A 16,782-nucleotide genomic window follows, 5' to 3' on the forward strand; every position below is an offset into this window, starting at 1 on the left:
TGGGCCTTGTTAAAAATAGGAATTATTATGAAAAAGACAACTATCGCTCTAGGCTTGGCTCTATTTACCACTTCTGTTTTTGCCCAGATGGACCACTCTTCAATGGAGCATGGAAATATGAATCACAGTGAGATGAACCATGAAATGATGGACCATTCAAACATGGATCATTCAAACATGATGGGCATGCAACGTACCTCAAGTGTTGGTATGCCTGCCAATGGTGCTAAACCAGACAAAGTTGTGCACGTGATTCTTAACGACGACAAAACCATCACGTTCAAGAAAGAAGTTAAGATCGAGCCGAATGATGTGGTGCAGTTTGTCGTAATGAATGCGGGCAGCGAATCTCATGAGTTCTCTATTGGCAGCAAAGAGGAACTAGAGAGCCACCGCAAAATGATGGCAGCAATGGCTGGTATGGAGCATGACACCAAGAACTCGATTGTGGTTGAACCAAAGAAGGCGCGTCAGTTTATGTGGCACTTCCACGGTGACAATGAGGTTGAGTTCGCGTGTAACTTCAAAGGCCATGCTGAAGCAGGTATGACAAAATCCATTAAGCTATAAGTCGCTATAAATTGGACATTTAATTAGATTGGGTCGCGTTGGCGGCCCTTTTTATGAGTAGAATAGTAGAGAGTCAATGGTGAAGGGAACGCGTAATGGCTGAACAGAGTAATTCAATAGCAATCGTAAATGCAGACGATGTCGAGTGGTTAGCTGAGCTGTTACAGGCGTTCGACCAAGATATCTACACCTTGCTGCGAGAAGCTAAGATCCCAAATGACATTTTGACTGGTGAGCGTGACTACCAACACCTCCCTGAAACAACCTTGAAGAATGTGTTGGAGCTAATGGAGCGCTCTGCATCGAGAGAAGAGATGACGCTGCTATTCTGGAGTTTCTGCAAACAAGTTTATGTACCAAAGTTTGTCGTGCAGTTATCGAAACAGGCCTCTTTGAAAGAAGCGCTCGACGAGTTTTCCGAGCATCTCAAAACTCGCTCTACGGGTGCCACACTCTATACAAAGAACACGGGTGGTAAGTGGTGGCTCGTGCGTGAAAAAGCCTTCTCTAATGCACCTTGGTTTAAACTGTCGGAACTGTTCTCAGTGCTGTTTATCAACGAGCTGCTAACCAGTTTGACCCAAGGTCAGTGGCGACCATCGGAAGTGGGGATCCAGAGTGATGATCTCGATTACTTTCAAGCCTTACCAGAGATGGCAGAAGCTCAGTTCTTTGTCGGTAGACCAGTGACTGCATTTGCGATCCCTGAGTCACTCATTCATTCTCCAATCACCTTATCTAAAAATGCGTTAGCGAAAAGCACGTCGTCAAAAACTCGTGCCCAGAGTTTGAATCAAGCCTTAAACATGCCAACCGGGACATGTTCATTCCTAAGTTCGTTTAAGCTTGCGATCAAGCCCTACCTATCAATGGGCAAGCTGCCGATAAGCTTGGCTTCTGAAATCCTCAATATCCATGTGAGAACCATTCAACGACGCCTCGAAAAAGAGGGAGTGGTCTACAAAACACTGATCGAAGAGATGGTCTTAGAACAGACCTTGTACCTGCTTCAACACTCTAGCTTATCCATTACCGAAATTGGTGCCAAGATGGGTTACTCAGACTCTTCACACTTCACTCGCGCTTTTAAGCGCCAAATGAAGATGACACCAAGACAATTCAGACAAGAGAATCCATCCTAGTTTCAAAGGCTAGTGTGACCTTTCCAAGAGGCGAGTATCACTGGTTCAAGGAAACACTCAAAAGTGAATGGGTGGCATATAATGGTAAGTTTCTCGATTTAGAATGAGCCATGATGGACTTACATTCACTATTGAGGGTATGCCATGATCATTCATTTTCGAGTACAAGATGTTCAGGAATTGTACGGTACAATAGATTTAGCCAGCATTTTACAACTCGCTTTGCGACAGACACCTGTTCCAACTTTAAACCTCTGATTGAAAAAGCGAATTTTACAATTACACTTGAAGCATAAGTTTGAATGGAGTCAACTTAATGCTTTACCTGCAAAACCGTTTCTATCCCTCTGTTATCGGGGCTATTGCCCTCACATTTCCTTCTGCCGCTCTTGCAAGTAGCCCTGCGCTGCAAGACAGGCTGGAGAAAATCTTTGCAGTATCCATCGCACTCACTGATAGTGATGCCGTTTCGATAGGATTTGTTGATTTTGATCCTAACTCACTGATCAATTTGAATGACAGTGGCTTTGGCTCTGATACGACAATAGAAACCCGAAGCCAAGTCAAAGTAGGGGCTATCCCATATACGAGTGTGATCAAAACAGATAACCCTGACCTAGACTTCATCTGGTCGGTGCGTGTTTCTTACGTAACCACTGAGCAAGAAATTGAGATCGACTCTAGCGTGACACAGGATCGCACCCTAGACCAGAACCAAGACACAGTATTGGGGGCTTATGGCTTTGCCGGCCTTGTTAGTCACTTTGATGAGCACTGGTCACTTGCCTATGGATTGGGCTTGCATACGCTCTACTACAAGAATGAGTTTGATTACCGCAACAGCTATTCTCAGGGGCTTCAACAGCAGCTTGATGGCTACGCTTTGAATACTTCCGCATGGGCGTTGATCGCCGAGCCTTCCTTAAAGCTGAAATATAACCAACTGCAAGAATGGGGCAGCTGGAATGTTTCTTCGCGCGTGCGTTATTTCTATGGCACGGGCGGAGGAGAGGCGAATGATGGAGATATTGGAAACCCTGAAGGACTGAGGTTTATCAATGAGCTTGAATTTCGACAAAAGGTAGCACTTGACTCCGTGCCTCTCGATAACCCTCAGATTCATTATAACTTCAGGCGCATAGACGTTGCGGGGGATTTAACCTCACCTTTGGATACTCATTATTATTATGAATTTGGTGCGGGTTTAGTGTTTGATATGCCTTACGACTCTTACTTCTTCGATAACTTTGGGGTAGGCATTAACTTCAATTATGGCAGCTCTTTGAGTGGTGGAAGTCTGATTATATTGCTCAACAACTAGCATATTGATTTAGATGGCTGAGGGTGAGCTAATGTGAATTTATATGTGTCGTAAAATGGTAAATAACGGCTTTAAAACTTGGTCATTATATAGGCTCTGTCATCACAAGAGCGTGCTATGAAAAAGTTATCCCCTGAACCCAGAATTCCTCTCTATGTTGTTTCTGCTTTGGTTCTCAACTTACTTTTTACCCTTTGGTTGCTCAATTCTGCCTCCAATATAACGGTGGCGGCGTCCGTGTGCGTGGTGTTTGTCATCAGTACATTCATCGCGGTGCGTTTGTATCAACATGAGAGACGAGACCGCGATTACAGCTTATCTGAATCAATCATTGATGGTATCGCTGGCTTTGTTGTATTGGACCGCGATCTAAGGGTGATGCAGGTTAATCAGCAGTTTTCGAAGATCACCGGATACGCCTTTGCTCAGATTGAAGCGCGCCCGATTTTAGACCTCTGCTTTATGAGAAATCGAACGCTGATTACTACCATACAAAACGCGCTAGAGCATAATTATCGCTGGAAAGGGGAAGTCAGCGGCATGAGCCGTCTTGGCGCGCCATTTACGGTGAATGTCATCGTAGAAAGGCTCAGTCAAATCGCCCCACATAAAGAGAAATACGTGGTGACCTTTACCGATATTACTCAGAGAAAAGACCTCGAGCGTCGCCTGAGAACCTTAGTTGAAACCGATTCACTGACCGAATGTTGGAATCGCCGCCGCTTTGATCGGGAACTCGACCATTATGTCAATTTAGCGAATCGTTATACCAATACTCAGGCCTGTTTAGCGATCATCGATATCGACCACTTCAAACGTATCAATGATGAGTTTGGGCATGACCAAGGTGATTTAACATTAAAAGAGGTAGCTAAAGTGCTGCAAAGCCGTTGTCGCGCAACGGATATTATCTCACGAGTCGGTGGCGAGGAGTTCGCGGTGTTGATGCCGGAAACGACACTGAATGAAGCCGGTGAAGCGATGCATCGATTAAAAGAGGCCATCAAGCAATCGTCGACGCTAGGTATTACTATCAGTTGTGGTGTTTCTGTGGTCCATACTCAGGCTGATAGAACGTATCGAAAGGCGGATAAGGCGCTTTATCGAGCGAAACAGAGCGGTCGCAACCGAGTTTGTATTAGCGAAACGACATTGGGTGAGCGGAAAAATCGCCGCTCGCCAGTGCAGTCCATCGAGTGTTCGCCATTGAAAACGGTAGCGGTGAACCACTCAAGAGCCAGTTAATTTATTTTCGGAAATAGAGCGTTGATAGATTTTAGGTGTTAGTCCGGAGACTCGTTTGAATGCACGGGAAAAGTGGGAGATGTTGGTATAGCCAAGTTGACTCGATATGTAGGTCAGGGTGTGGCCTTGCTCCATCAATTCACAGGCTACCGAATACATCAGGTTCTCTTTGATCTTGCGAAAAGAGGTGTTCTCTTGCTTTAACTTTCTTTGGAAAGTGCGCACTGAAAAGTTGAGTAACTGCGCAGCGTCCTCGATCGAAAGGTCTTGCTCTTTCACGTACGGCTTGAGCAGCTCATAAACACTGTCAGTAAAGCTAGTATGCCACTCAACCAAAGAGGGCTTTGGACTTAGGTCTTTGCTGGTGAGTTGGATAGGCAAGTGCAGAATGTCATCAGGGATCATCACTGATGTTTTTTCTTGTTGAACATATATCTGACAATGGCTGGTGGTTATTGTGCTCACCACGTCGCTTTCATTTCCTTGAAGACGAATCTTCGTAGGTTGCCAGGGGCGATTAGAGAGTATGGTAATAAGCTCAATGATGTAGATGATTGCAAACGCTTCGCCCCACTGGAATTTAGGCGAATCATCATCTAGAGCCTGACGGCAGAACCAAGTTTGACCATGTTCTTCCTCAAGAGAGACTCGACTGCCGGGGGAGTCGTTGGAGAAGATTTTACCGATGTGCTGCAAAGCATCACCGATGGTTTGGTAATCGACAAATTGATGCAAGACATGTGGGATGATGCGGCGACGAAAAGCCAAACCAAGTAGGTCGGTAAATTTAGAGACGCCTAACTGAACCGAAGTGAGATAGATCAGGCGTTTAATCGATTCTGAGGGTACAAAATCACTGTCGGACTGAATCAAATCCGGTGGTAAGCCCGAATCCTCTAACAATTGGTGCAAATTTAAGCCATAGTCAGAAAACATCTGCACTAGAATCTTTGCATAATTTGTTTGTATTACAGGAACTTGATAATTGACTTCTGCCATAACGAAACAATCCCTTGAGTGTATTTGCAGATAGATATGTGTGCATTGGCAATAATTAGACGCACCTATCAGTTACAGAGCGCCATTAGATAAATTTAACTCTGATTTCTTGAGTTTTCCACGAGTAGGCTTATTTTTAAAGTACTAATTTTGTTGATGTTACCTAGATGAAAGGGAGTGGTATGTCTGAAGTTAACGAGGCGGAATCATCTGCAAGCAGTGAACCAACGCAGCAGCCTAATAAAAAGGACAAAGTCAGAAAAGTGACAAACTACTTGTTGTTGTTTGTCGCTGTGATGCTGTTATTCAGTATTGTCTCTGATCGACTGATCCCGATTACGGATAATGCTCGTGTGAAGGGTTACATCGTTCCAATCAAACCTGAAGTCTCAGGAAAAGTCTTGGATATTCGTGTCCAACCAAACCAGTTAGTGGAACAAGGGGATGTGCTCGCAGTCTTGGATGATTCTGATTATCGAATCGCTGTGGCGCAAGCAGAGCAAAATCTAGAAATTGCCGGGCAGAATGTTGGTGCGCAAACGGCCAATATCGCATCTGCGCAAGCCAAACTGACGTCGGCGATTGTCGAGAGACAGAATACAGATCTACAAGCTAAGCGTGTGTTAGCGATGGCAGAGAAGGGAGTGGTGTCGAAGTCGGATGCAGATCAAGCACGTGCCGCCTTGGCAACTTCAACAGCAGCAGTTGTAAATGCTGAAGCCGATCTTGAACGAGCAAAAAAGCAAATGGGTAAAGAGGGCAAAGAGAACAGCCAAGTTAAAGCGGCGTTGTTAGCTCTTGAACAAGCGCAGCTCAATCTAGAGAGAACCGTTATTACCGCACCTACACAAGGTGGCGTATCAAACTTCAGTTTATCTGAAGGTTTTTATGCCTCTTCTGGTCAAGCCATTATGACGTTTGTTTCGACGCAAGATATCTGGATCGAAGCATATTACCGTGAGAACAGCTTAGGTAACGTCGCGGTGGGCGATGAAGTGGAAATCGCACTCGATTTTGCACCGGGTAAAGTGGTTTCAGGTCGAGTGAGTAGCATCGACTGGGGGGTAGATTGGGGACAAAACGATCAAGCGGGTAAGCTTGCCCAAGCGAGCCAACAAACAGGTTGGCTGCGTCAAACTCAAATGCTGCCTATTACCATTGAATTTGAGCGTGATGAAGTATCTGGCATGTTGAGAGTGGGCGGACAAGCGGATGTCATCGTCTACAGTGGTGATAACTTCGTCTTTAATGCGATTGGCAAACTTTGGATTCGACTAATCAGCGTGCTTTCTTATGTCAGATAATGCCATCTTAGATGAGCAGGTTCAGCGACGTATTCTTCGCTTCACAGTGGGCGTGATCCTTGCGGTATTTTTGGCCGCTTGGATCAACTGGCCACTGGCGTTTGTCGCCCCTGTGTTTACAGCGAAATTCTTGATCGACAAACCGAATCTTCACAAAGAGACGGTATATGAACTATTGCTTGCACTGGTCGCCACGATGGCGCTTGGCTTAATGCTTTCAAGAGGGATCACGCATTACCCAATACCTCTGCTGGTGCTAGTGGGGTTGATGATGCTCTGGGGTTACTACCTATTCGTTGATCCTAAATGGAATCTGTTTGCGACTATTCTGTTAATCGCAGTGCTTATGTTGCCGTTCATGGCGATCGATAATCCAGGGATGTCGGTGATGCTGGCATCAGGCCTGGCGACTTCTGGTGTGGTGTCCGTGTTGATTTTTGCTCTAGTTCATATCTATTTTCCTGAGCCTAAATCGGACTTTTCTGGCTTTGCGCCTGCACCATTGGATCGTAAGCAACGCTGGTATGCGGCGTTTAGAGCCATGATCATCTCTTATCCCGTGGTCTGCTTCTTCTTTATTTTCCAAATTTCAGAAGCATTGTTGACTATGATGTTTATTGCACTGCTCTCTTTAATGATCACCGCGGAGAAGTCGGTGAAATTAAGTGCGTTTTTGGTGATTAGTAATGGTATTGGTGGGCTACTGGCGATTGTGGCGTACTCAATATTGGCGATTGTGCCCAACATTATTTTCTATTCGCTGTTTATTGGACTAGTCGCGATTTTTATGGCTCGGAAGATCTATACCGTGCCAGAAAAGGCGCCAATATTTGCGACGGCGTTTAGTACCTTACTTGTTCTTATTGGCAGTACTTTGATGAGCTCAGGTGACATTGACAGTAATACACTGATACGCATTGTCCAACTGGTCATGATTGGTGTTTATATGATTTTAGCTTCCTTGTTTCTTGAAACTCGGAATTGGAAGTTTCTGCAAAATCAGCCTTAATTTTTTATGAACAAGGATGTTTTATGAAGTTAACTGAAGACTTTTCAAAGCAAGCAATTGATGCAGCGATAAAAATTGCCGCTGTGGCGATTCTTGTCTACTGGTGTTTCTCTATTCTTAAACCGTTTATCTTGTTGGTGATATGGGGAGCTATCATTGCGACAGCGCTCTATCCTGTGGCGGTGGCGATCTCCAATAAAACCGGTATGTCGAAAGGGAAGGCGAGTGGCTTACTGAGTTTTATTGGGGTGTTGTTGCTCCTTATTCCCCTTATCGCGTTGTCCTCAGGTATCTATACCAGTGCATCTGACCTAATGAGTGGTTTGCAAGATGGCACTTTATCCGTTCCCAAGCCTAAACAGTCTCTGCAAGAGATCCCACTTGTCGGAGAGAAGATCTATGGTGCGCTTGTGTACGCTTCAACAAACATTGAAGGGGCGTTTGTGAAGTACGCAGAAGAGATCAAACAGTTCGCAGCAAAAGCCGCTTCGATTCTTGGATCTCTGGGTGGTGGTTTCGTGCAGTTTATTATCTCTACCATTATCGCTGGCGCTTTCATGAGTAACGCAGATAAATGTCAGCTTGGTTTGACGCATTTGGTCGCACGTTTAACCGATGGTCGCGGTGAAGAGTTGGTTAAGCTTTCCAAAGTCACAGTAAGAAGTGTGGTTCAGGGGGTGATTGGTGTGGCTGTGATTCAGTCGGTGGCTTCTGCTATTGGCTTGGTGATTGCGGGTGTGCCTGCGGCGGCGTTCTGGGCGTTAGCTGTACTCTTAATTGCGATTATTCAATTGCCACCGATTCTCGCGCTTCTGCCTGCGATTATCTACATGTTCAGCGTTGAGTCGACCATGGCGGCCAGTATTTTCTTGGTCTGGTGTCTGCTGGTGAGTGGTAGTGATGCGTTCCTAAAACCTGTGTTGCTGAGTCGTGGTTCTCACATCCCAATGTTGGTGATTCTGCTGGGTGCATTAGGCGGCATGGCGATGTCGGGTATTGTTGGTCTGTTTGTGGGTGCGGTAGTGCTGAGTTTGACCTATGAGCTATTAATGGTTTGGCTCAACTTAGAACAAACCAGTTCAGAAGAACCAGATAGCTTAGAAGAACCAGCAAAACAAGAAGAGGCGAAGTAGATGAAGCCTGTTTCTAAGGACGATAACTTTTACTTTTTGTTTTTCGCCTTATTGGTGCTGTTCTTTGGCTGCGCCGTGATGCAGCAGTTTTATCCTCAAGGCCAAAAGACCATCTTGTTTCTGATTATCATGACCTTAGCGGTTTCTATTGCGGGTATCCACCAAGAGCGAGCACTGTATCGATCTTGGTATGGCTTGTTGTTGCTAACGGCTGGGGTGTCTGGGGTATTCTCATTCTTTGAAGACTATAACCTCTCGATTGTGACCCTTTCTGCTCTAGCTGCTTTTTTGTTTTCTCACATCTATTCCGCGCTCAGGCAGGTAATGCAAGCATCGAGTGTCACTAAGAACCATATCATTGGCTCGATCTGTATTTATCTTTTGATTGGTCTGGCTTGGGCGACCATTTATCTGCTGATTTTAGAGCTGCTGCCACACGCGTTTAATGGACTAGAAGAGCGAGAGTGGCTGAGCAATTTGTTCAATGCGATGTACTTTAGCTTCATTACCCTGACCACGGTTGGGTATGGGGATATCTCTCCTGCACTTCCAGTGGCTCAGTTCTTTGTGTTTATGGAATCGATTATTGGTAGTTTTTATTTGGCTATCATGGTGGCGAGTCTGGTCAGTATTCGATTGAATCAAGGGCAGGAAGATCAGAGCTAGTCAGGAAAAAGCTAATCACCAAAGCTAGTCATCAAAGCTAGCTACCAAAGAAAGTAAGTCTTATCCTAAATGACAGCAAATAAAAAAGGCCGTTGAGAGTTGTATGACTCTCAACGGCCTTATGTTTGAGCCGGGTTATGCTTTACCGTTCTTCAACGCTTCTAGCTCACTGATTGTTGTTTGTGAAACTAACTCGCCATTCATGTAGTAACTGACTTCTTGACCTTCTTTGATGCCTGTAAGCGTCGCGCTCTCACCTGTGTTATAGACGATGTCCATTTGGATAGTATTTTCGTCAATCTGAATCATTTCGCCCGTTTCAATAGTGCGATTGTTAGACAGAGGTGCAACAGGTGCCTCTTTTAGGCTTGGGTCGAGTTCATCATTCACTTTGAAGTGCGTGTCTGCTTTGGTATCAAAGATGTGTGGTGAACCACTGATTGGGTTTTTACCCGTCCAGAATTCAAGAGAGTTGAACACCACGTAATCGGCAGCGGTAGTGATACCGTAGACCGGAGCAAGTAAGAAGTTCACTCCCGCACGAGCGTAGCGGTTATCTACGACTTCTACGTTGAATTTCATCACTTTCCCTGTGACAGCATTACTACCGATACAACCCGTTAGCGCAGAAGCTAAAACCGTGAGTCCTACAATCTTTAGTGCCATCTTTTTCATCTTAGTACCTGTATTTATTTAATAAGTCTGTTTCGTTGGAACAGGTGTAGTATCGGTTCTTTTAGCCAACAAGTTTTACCATTTAACGCCAATGGCTGTATAAAATTACCGCAGTTTTATTCAAGCAAAAAAAACGCTGCCTTAGTTAGGCAGCGCTTCAAGTGTTTGGTGTTTGTTCTGAGAGTAGAGCTTATTTCATCACGTATCGATACGCCTTGATTGCAAGCCAGCGAAAACATTTGAGTAAAACGGTGGTGGCTTTGATGGCAAATTTCGCTGTTGAAGTGAGTAACTCACCTGTCACGATAACGCATTTGTGTAGGTCGGATTCTTTGTAGTCTGAATATGTCATGATGCTCTCTCATTTAGTGATAAGACTCCTGTCTGCTTTGGCTGCCTTGTGCAACTAATGTACAAAATAGTGCTGAATGAGATTTACCATTTGATGCCATGGCTTGATGAAAACGTAAACTCTATGATGAGAAAGGTTTGGTTAAGGTTGTCTGATTTAGCGCGAGTGCTTTAGAACTTGCTGGCGTTTTTATCATCGATTGATTCGTCATATGGCCGCATCTGGGTGTTGTGAGCCAAAAGCGCCGTGAATGATGTTATGCTCCGAATCACTGCGCATTAAGAAGAGATACAAAAGGAAAGAGAATGAGTAACCTTACACCGGATCAAGAAGCGGCTTTGGCGACATTTAAAGAGAACCTGCATTTGCCACATGGCGGTTTTCATACCTTGATCACCGAGCTAGGTAAGGAGTACCAACTTCCTTTTCAAAAAGTCCGTTCTGTCGTTAAGCAGGCACAAAAGAACGTTGAGCGTCGCATTAAGAATGAGTTTGAGAGCGTAGAAGCCTCGACGTTGACTCAAGCGAGCTGGGTAGCAGCAATAAGAACAGAGCTTGAAGAGCTGGCTAAAGAGACGGAGTCTGTGATGGGCAAGCTCAAGGCTAATCCGAAGTACTTAAACGTCATTGCAGCGATAGAGGGCTCTATTACGAGCGAGGACGAGCGTGAAGAGTGGATTGAGCAACTGATTCAAGTTTATGAGAAAGAGGTGTTGAAGCCGTTACTAGCGATGTTACGCACCACCAAGTTGTACTGGACACTTATGCTGGTGGATGAGACGTGTAAGATGACACCGGAACAACGAGAGAAGTTTTCCGATTACCCTCAGTATATGGAAGCCGCTGAACACTTGTATGAACTTGACCAAAAGCTAAGAGCCAAAGCGTTGGTTGAATAAACGGCAGGTGCAATAAGCAGCAGGTACAACAAACAGTGGGGCTGGAGTCACTTATCTTCCTCTGTACTGAACATATAAAAAACGCCCAAGCATTGATGCTTGGGCGTTTTGATTTCAAAGGTAATTTTTACCTAGGAATAACGTTATTTCATTGCCGCTGGCTCATCGAGCTTTTTTACACCACCTCGAGAGGCGTTAACCAGTAGGACACCGACTGACAGTACAATCGAACCACACAGTAGGAACAGTGCTCGGCCTGTAATCTCGTTTGGAATCAGAGCCATAGCTAGGATACCGAAACCTGCAGTACAGATTAGCTTACCAAGCATTGAACGCTGTTTTGTGTCTAGGTTTTGCTGCTCTTGAGACTCTGCCACAACCGGTGTGTTCCAGTTCTCGAATAGCTTCTCAACTTCTGCTTCACGCTCCGGTGTACGACCCTTGTAAACCAGTGTTGTTGCTAGGAAGAAGCCACCAGTGAACACAACGTGTGCTGCCAAGCTCAGTGCTACTTTCAAGTCAGACCATTCACGACCTGTTAGAGCATGCTCTAGGTTAAACCAGTTCTGTATGTCTTCAGCTTGTAGAGAGATACCGAAGATGTAAGAGACGAAACCACCAACAATCAGAGTTGCCCAACCAGCCCAGTCTGGAGTCTTACGAACCCACATACCTAGTAGTACAGGGATAAGCATTGGGAAGCCAATCAATGCACCAACGTTTAGTACGATATCGAACAGGCTTAGGTGACGCAGTGAGTTGATGAACAAGCCAATACCGATGATGATGAAGCCCATCATTACTGTTGTTGCTTTACTTACTACAACCAGCTCTTTCTGTGTCGCTTGTGGGCGAACAATTGGGCTGTAGAAGTTCATCACGAAGATACCTGCGTTACGGTTTAGACCAGAGTCCATAGAAGACATGGTAGCCGCGAACATTGCTGACATTAGAAGACCAACCATACCTGCAGGCATTACGTTTTGTACGAATGCTAGGTAAGCGGCATCTGCACCTACTGAACCGTATTGGTCAGCGAAGTCAGGCATAAATGCACTTACGTACCAAGCTGGTAGGAACCAAATTAGTGGACCAACAATCATTAGCACACATGCAAGACCAGCCGCTTTACGAGCGTTGTCGCTGTCCTTTGCACATAGGTAACGGTATGCGTTGATGCTGTTGTTCATTACACCGAACTGCTTGACGAAGATGAACACAACCCAAAGGATGAAGATGCTCATGTAGTTCAGGTTGTTACCAACCATGAAGTCGCCATCAAAGTTTGCAACGATGTTGCTTAGACCGCCACCGTGGAAGTAAGCCGCTACCGCACAGGTAATCGTTACTGCCATGATAACTAGCATCTGCATGAAGTCAGAAGCAACAACGGCCCAAGAACCGCCAGTTACTGCCATCAGCATCAACACTAGACCTGTTACCACAATGGTTGCTTCCATTGGGATGTTGAATACAGCGGCAACAAAGATTGCGAGGCCGTTCAACCAGATACCAGCTGAAATCAAGCTGTCAGGCATACCTGCCCAAGTGAAGAACTGCTCTGAAGTTTTACCAAAACGCTGACGAATTGCTTCGATTGCAGTAACAACGCGAAGCTGGCGGAATTTTGGAGCAAAATAGATGTAGTTCATGAAGTAGCCAAATGCGTTGGCTAAGAATAGGATTACAACGACGAAACCGTCGCTGAACGCGCGTCCTGCGGCACCTGTAAACGTCCATGCTGAAAACTGTGTCATGAAGGCGGTTGCACCAACCATCCACCACAACATTTTGCCGCCCCCTCTAAAGTAATCACTTGTCGAAGTTGTGAACTTACGGAACATCCAACCAATGGCTACAAGAAAGAAGAAGTAGGCAAGAACAACAAGAGTATCAATAGTCATTTTTTCAGCCTTTTAAGTGTGATCATTAACTGACTCCTAGATTACTCTTTTATGACCATATTTGTACTACAATATGCTTTTATTGTGATCCAAACCAAGAGCTTTTCTATATATAAAAATCCTGACAAAGCCATGACATACGGGGCTTTCAAGCATTTTTGTAAAATCGAAGTTACGGTAATAGTTTCGTTTAAATGTAACTATTTGTAATACTATTAAGTTCTTTTTAAATCAGGTAGTTAGCGTTAAAGGTGTTGGTTATCACCTTTGGCTACCATAATCCGAATCGATTTTTGGTTGCTGTTTAATTTAGCGAGAGTGATAAGTATAGGTCGTTCTTCAACGTTGCTGTGTTAGTGCGCTTTACGCTAATCGCATTGATATCATCATACTATTGGACACAAAAATCGTGTTAGCACCATCCTAAACGAAAAAAGCGAGCCAAGAGGCTCGCTTTGAACATAATCTGTCGTCAGATGAATTATTTTGCGACGTGATTCACTGCATCACGTACTAGCGCACCTAACTCGTCCCACTTACCTTCATCGATAAGTTTTGTTGGAACCATCCAAGTACCGCCACACGCAAGCACTGAAGGGATAGAAAGGTACTCATCAACATTGCTTAAGCTTACGCCACCTGTTGGCATAAATTTAACTGGGTACACAGCTGTTAGTGCTTTAAGCATACTTGTGCCGCCTGAAGGCTCAGCAGGGAAGAACTTAAGTGTGCGTAGGCCCATTTCCATTGCTTGCTCAACTAGGCTTGGGTTGTTTACACCAGGAACGATAGCAACGCCTTTGTCGATACAGTATTGAACTGTGCGTGGGTTAAAGCCAGGGCTTACGATGAAGTCCACGCCCGCTTCGATAGATGCGTCAACTTGCTCGTTAGTCAGTACAGTACCAGAGCCAATCAGCATGTCTGGGAACTCTTTACGCATGATGCGAATCGCTTCGATTGCACATTCAGTACGTAGCGTGATTTCAGCACATGGCATGCCGTTTTCAACAAGTGCTTTGCCTAGAGGGATAGCGTCTTCAGCACGGTTGATAGCGATTACAGGGATAACTTTCAGGTTAGCAAGTTGTTCATTTAATGTCGTCATGGATAATATCTCACGTCAAAATTGGCCGATAATCACTGAATTATCAGCATTTTAAAATCTATTGGTACGTCTCGTTGGCTATTCTAATTGAGCATAGCATGACGCCGGATCAGCGTCATGCTTGCATCAAATTAAGAAGACAGAGACAGCGTTGGCATTGCTTCTTTAGGAATAATTGCACCTTGGTGCTGAATTACCGCACCAGCAACACAGTGACCCGCAAATGCTGCGTCACGCGCGTTTCCGCCACAGAAGCGCTTCGCTAGGAAACCTGCACTGAATGAATCACCTGCCGCTGTGGTATCGATTACGTTATCCACTGGGTTTGGTGCAACATAATGTGCCGCATCTGCTTCAACAACTAGGCAGTCTTTGCTGCCGCGTTTGATGATGATCTCTTTCACCCCGGCTTTCGTGGTGCGCTCGATGCATTGCTCAATGAACGTATCACCGTAAAGCTCTTGCTCATCATCAAATGTGAGCAGTGCAATGTCTGTGAACTTAAGCATTTTCAAGTACCACGACTGGGCTTCTTCTTGGCTAGTCCAAAGCTTAGGGCGGTAGTTATTATCAAAAATAACTTGGCCGTTTTGCTTTTTGTATTCTTCTAGGAAAGCCATAAGCGCTGTACGACCTTTTTCTGTAAGAATAGCTAGTGTAATGCCGCTTAAGTACAGAGCATCGTATGAAAACAGCTTATCTAGAAGCGTCGATGCATCTTCGCCATCAAGTAGGTATTTCGCCGCAGCGTCATTACGCCAGTAGTGGAAACTACGCTCGCCAGTTTCATCGGTTTCGATGTAGTAAAGACCAGGTTGTTTTTCGTCAATCTGTTTTACTAGGCTAGTGTCGATGCCTTCAGCGTTCCACTTCTCAAGCATGTCTAGGCTGAATGGGTCATTACCCAGTGCCGTTACGTAGCTTGTTTTGATGTTATGCTCATGGGTTAAGCGAGATAGGTATAAAGCCGTGTTAAGTGTGTCACCACCAAATGTTTGCTTAAGCCCATCATCTTTTTTCTGTAGCTCAACCATACATTCGCCAATGACCGCGATATTAAATGATTTCATGTGCTTACCTTAGCAACTGAGGTTGCGCTATATATTATTTTAGGAAATCTTCGCGAGCTGGGTTGAAGATATCAAGAAGGATGCTGTCTTGCTCTAGAGCAACTGCACCGTGCATCATGTGCTTACGCGCAAAGTATGCGTCGCCTTCTTTTAGTACTTTCTTCTCACCTTCGATTTCAGCTTCAAAGCTACCGCGAACCACGTAACCGATTTGGTCGTGAATCTCGTGAGTGTGAGGGTGACCAATTGCGCCTTTGTCAAAACATAGGTGTACAGCCATTAGGTCGTCAGTGTATGCAACGATCTTACGCTTGATACCGCCACCCAGTTCTTCCCAAGGTTGCTCGTTGTTGATAAAGAATGCGTTCATTGTGTCTCTCCAAAGCGTGTAATTTTTTTATGTGTTCATTAAGTTGTGTCCATCATAAGGGATTAGGTTTAATTGTAATACAATATATCCAGAAATGTGTGATATTGATCAAGTGCTACTTTTTATAGCGTTGTAAAATCAAAGACTTAACAGAACTCTGATAATTATCATTGGCTTTTTAGATCAAGGGTTTAGCGAGATTTATGTGATTCTGCTCATCATTTAGCGATGAATAGGTAGGATTAAACCTCATATTGTATTACTTTATATGAAGTTTAAGAATTAGATTGAAATTCAAATACAGAAACTCTTCATCGAGGGTGATAAAGAACATGACTACACAACCAATACTACTAACGGACGCGGAAATTGAAGCACTTCATTTAGAAGTTGGCCGTTCAAGTCTAATGGGTAAGACGATCGCAGCGAATCAAAAAGAGCTGGAAGCCTTCATGCGTTTACCTATTGACGTGCCAGGGCATGGCGAAGCGGGTGGTTACGAGCACAACCGTCACAAACAAAACTACACATACATGAACCTAGCTGGTCGTTTGTTCCTTATCACTAAAGAGCAGAAGTACGCTGATTTCGTTACTGAACTATTGGAAGTATACGCAGACAAGTACCTGACGTTTGATTTCCATGTTCAAAAGAACACAAACCCAACGGGTCGTCTTTTCCACCAAATTCTAAACGAACATTGCTGGTTAATGTTCACTAGCTTGGCGTATTCGTGCGTTAAGTCTACTTTGACGCAAGAACAGCGTGACAATATTGAGTCTCGCATCTTCGAACCTATGCTTGAGATGTTTACGGTTAAGTACGCACACGACTTCGATCGTATCCATAACCACGGTATCTGGGCTGTAGCCGCTGTCGGTATCTGTGGCCTAGCATTGGGCAAGCGTGAGTACCTAGAGATGTCTGTATACGGTCTTGATCGTAACGACACAGGCGGTTTCCTAGCGCAGATCTCTCAACTGTTTGCACCTTCTGGTTACTACATGGAAGGTCC

The 16,782-nt window shown here is 44.8% G+C and carries 17 protein-coding genes; 10 read left to right on the top strand and 7 right to left on the bottom strand.

What is annotated here, in order from left to right:
* Window positions 1-27 precede the first annotated feature (27 nt).
* The 4 genes from KI655_RS04030 to KI655_RS04045 all read left to right on the top strand — a co-directional run bounded on the left by KI655_RS04030 (window position 28) and on the right by KI655_RS04045 (window position 4,278).
* On the top strand, window positions 28-570 hold the full coding sequence (locus KI655_RS04030) for a copper-binding protein (RefSeq protein WP_285401968.1): 543 nt from the start codon (window positions 28-30) through the stop codon (window positions 568-570).
* A gap of 95 nt (window positions 571-665) precedes the next feature.
* Window positions 666-1,712 carry a helix-turn-helix transcriptional regulator gene (locus KI655_RS04035; RefSeq protein WP_285401970.1) on the top strand — a complete coding sequence of 349 codons (1,047 nt, stop codon included), beginning with the start codon at window positions 666-668 and terminating at the stop codon, window positions 1,710-1,712.
* A 316-nt stretch (window positions 1,713-2,028) separates the two neighbouring features.
* Window positions 2,029-3,033, top strand: a complete 1,005-nt coding sequence (locus tag KI655_RS04040) for a Solitary outer membrane autotransporter beta-barrel domain (protein ID WP_285401972.1) — start codon at window positions 2,029-2,031, stop codon at window positions 3,031-3,033.
* A gap of 117 nt (window positions 3,034-3,150) precedes the next feature.
* Window positions 3,151-4,278, top strand: coding sequence for a GGDEF domain-containing protein (locus KI655_RS04045; RefSeq protein WP_285401974.1), 1,128 nt, complete (start codon window positions 3,151-3,153; stop codon window positions 4,276-4,278).
* On the opposite strand, the gene KI655_RS04050 is transcribed toward KI655_RS04045, so the two are convergent.
* On the bottom strand, window positions 4,264-5,277 hold the full coding sequence (locus KI655_RS04050) for an AraC family transcriptional regulator (protein WP_285401976.1): 1,014 nt from the start codon (window positions 5,275-5,277) through the stop codon (window positions 4,264-4,266). The two genes, KI655_RS04045 and KI655_RS04050, sit on opposite strands and share 15 nt — an antisense overlap.
* Before the next feature lie 182 nt (window positions 5,278-5,459).
* On the opposite strand from KI655_RS04050, the gene KI655_RS04055 reads away from it, so the two are divergent.
* Genes KI655_RS04055 through KI655_RS04070 form a run of 4 tightly spaced genes read left to right on the top strand, consistent with a single transcriptional unit; the run spans window position 5,460 to window position 9,389 of the window.
* The gene (locus KI655_RS04055) at window positions 5,460-6,581 is read left to right on the top strand and encodes an HlyD family secretion protein (RefSeq protein WP_285401978.1); all 1,122 of its coding nucleotides are present in this window, start codon (window positions 5,460-5,462) and stop codon (window positions 6,579-6,581) included.
* On the top strand, window positions 6,571-7,590 hold the full coding sequence (locus tag KI655_RS04060) for a DUF2955 domain-containing protein (RefSeq protein WP_285401980.1): 1,020 nt from the start codon (window positions 6,571-6,573) through the stop codon (window positions 7,588-7,590). The genes KI655_RS04055 and KI655_RS04060 overlap by 11 nt, the downstream gene beginning before the upstream one ends.
* A 23-nt stretch (window positions 7,591-7,613) precedes the next feature.
* Entirely contained in the window at window positions 7,614-8,723 is a 1,110-nt protein-coding gene (locus KI655_RS04065; protein WP_285401982.1) for an AI-2E family transporter, read from the top strand.
* Window positions 8,724-9,389: a potassium channel family protein gene (locus tag KI655_RS04070; RefSeq protein ID WP_285401984.1), complete on the top strand. Its 666-nt coding sequence runs from the start codon at window positions 8,724-8,726 to the stop codon at window positions 9,387-9,389.
* Between the two features lie 135 nt (window positions 9,390-9,524).
* On the opposite strand, the gene KI655_RS04075 is transcribed toward KI655_RS04070, so the two are convergent.
* Together KI655_RS04075 and KI655_RS04080 are read right to left on the bottom strand one after the other, a co-directional pair.
* Entirely contained in the window at window positions 9,525-10,064 is a 540-nt protein-coding gene (locus KI655_RS04075) for a DUF3332 domain-containing protein (protein WP_285401986.1), read from the bottom strand.
* A 190-nt stretch (window positions 10,065-10,254) separates the two neighbouring features.
* Window positions 10,255-10,416 (bottom strand): hypothetical protein, encoded by a 162-nt coding sequence (locus KI655_RS04080; RefSeq protein ID WP_285401988.1) that lies wholly within the window; start codon window positions 10,414-10,416, stop codon window positions 10,255-10,257.
* Window positions 10,417-10,721: 305 nt separating this feature from the next.
* Between KI655_RS04080 and KI655_RS04085 the strand changes: the two genes are divergently transcribed.
* Window positions 10,722-11,315, top strand: a complete 594-nt coding sequence (locus KI655_RS04085) for a hypothetical protein (RefSeq protein WP_285401989.1) — start codon at window positions 10,722-10,724, stop codon at window positions 11,313-11,315.
* Between the two features lie 143 nt (window positions 11,316-11,458).
* Here the strand turns inward: KI655_RS04085 and KI655_RS04090 are convergent, their stop codons facing one another.
* From KI655_RS04090 to KI655_RS04105, 4 genes are all read right to left on the bottom strand, one after another.
* Window positions 11,459-13,219, bottom strand: coding sequence for a transporter (locus KI655_RS04090; protein WP_285401991.1), 1,761 nt, complete (start codon window positions 13,217-13,219; stop codon window positions 11,459-11,461).
* A gap of 481 nt (window positions 13,220-13,700) precedes the next feature.
* Window positions 13,701-14,327 (bottom strand): bifunctional 4-hydroxy-2-oxoglutarate aldolase/2-dehydro-3-deoxy-phosphogluconate aldolase, encoded by a 627-nt coding sequence (locus tag KI655_RS04095; protein ID WP_285401993.1) that lies wholly within the window; start codon window positions 14,325-14,327, stop codon window positions 13,701-13,703.
* Window positions 14,328-14,458: 131 nt separating this feature from the next.
* Window positions 14,459-15,397 (bottom strand): sugar kinase, encoded by a 939-nt coding sequence (locus KI655_RS04100; protein WP_285401995.1) that lies wholly within the window; start codon window positions 15,395-15,397, stop codon window positions 14,459-14,461.
* Between the two features lie 34 nt (window positions 15,398-15,431).
* Window positions 15,432-15,767: a cupin domain-containing protein gene (locus KI655_RS04105; protein ID WP_285401997.1), complete on the bottom strand. Its 336-nt coding sequence runs from the start codon at window positions 15,765-15,767 to the stop codon at window positions 15,432-15,434.
* Window positions 15,768-16,099: 332 nt separating this feature from the next.
* Between KI655_RS04105 and KI655_RS04110 the strand changes: the two genes are divergently transcribed.
* On the top strand, window positions 16,100-16,782 hold a 683-nt coding region (locus KI655_RS04110; RefSeq protein ID WP_285401999.1), incomplete at its 3' end, for an alginate lyase family protein.

This window comes from Vibrio sp. D404a, from assembly GCF_030248535.1.
Lineage (GTDB): Bacteria > Pseudomonadota > Gammaproteobacteria > Enterobacterales > Vibrionaceae > Vibrio.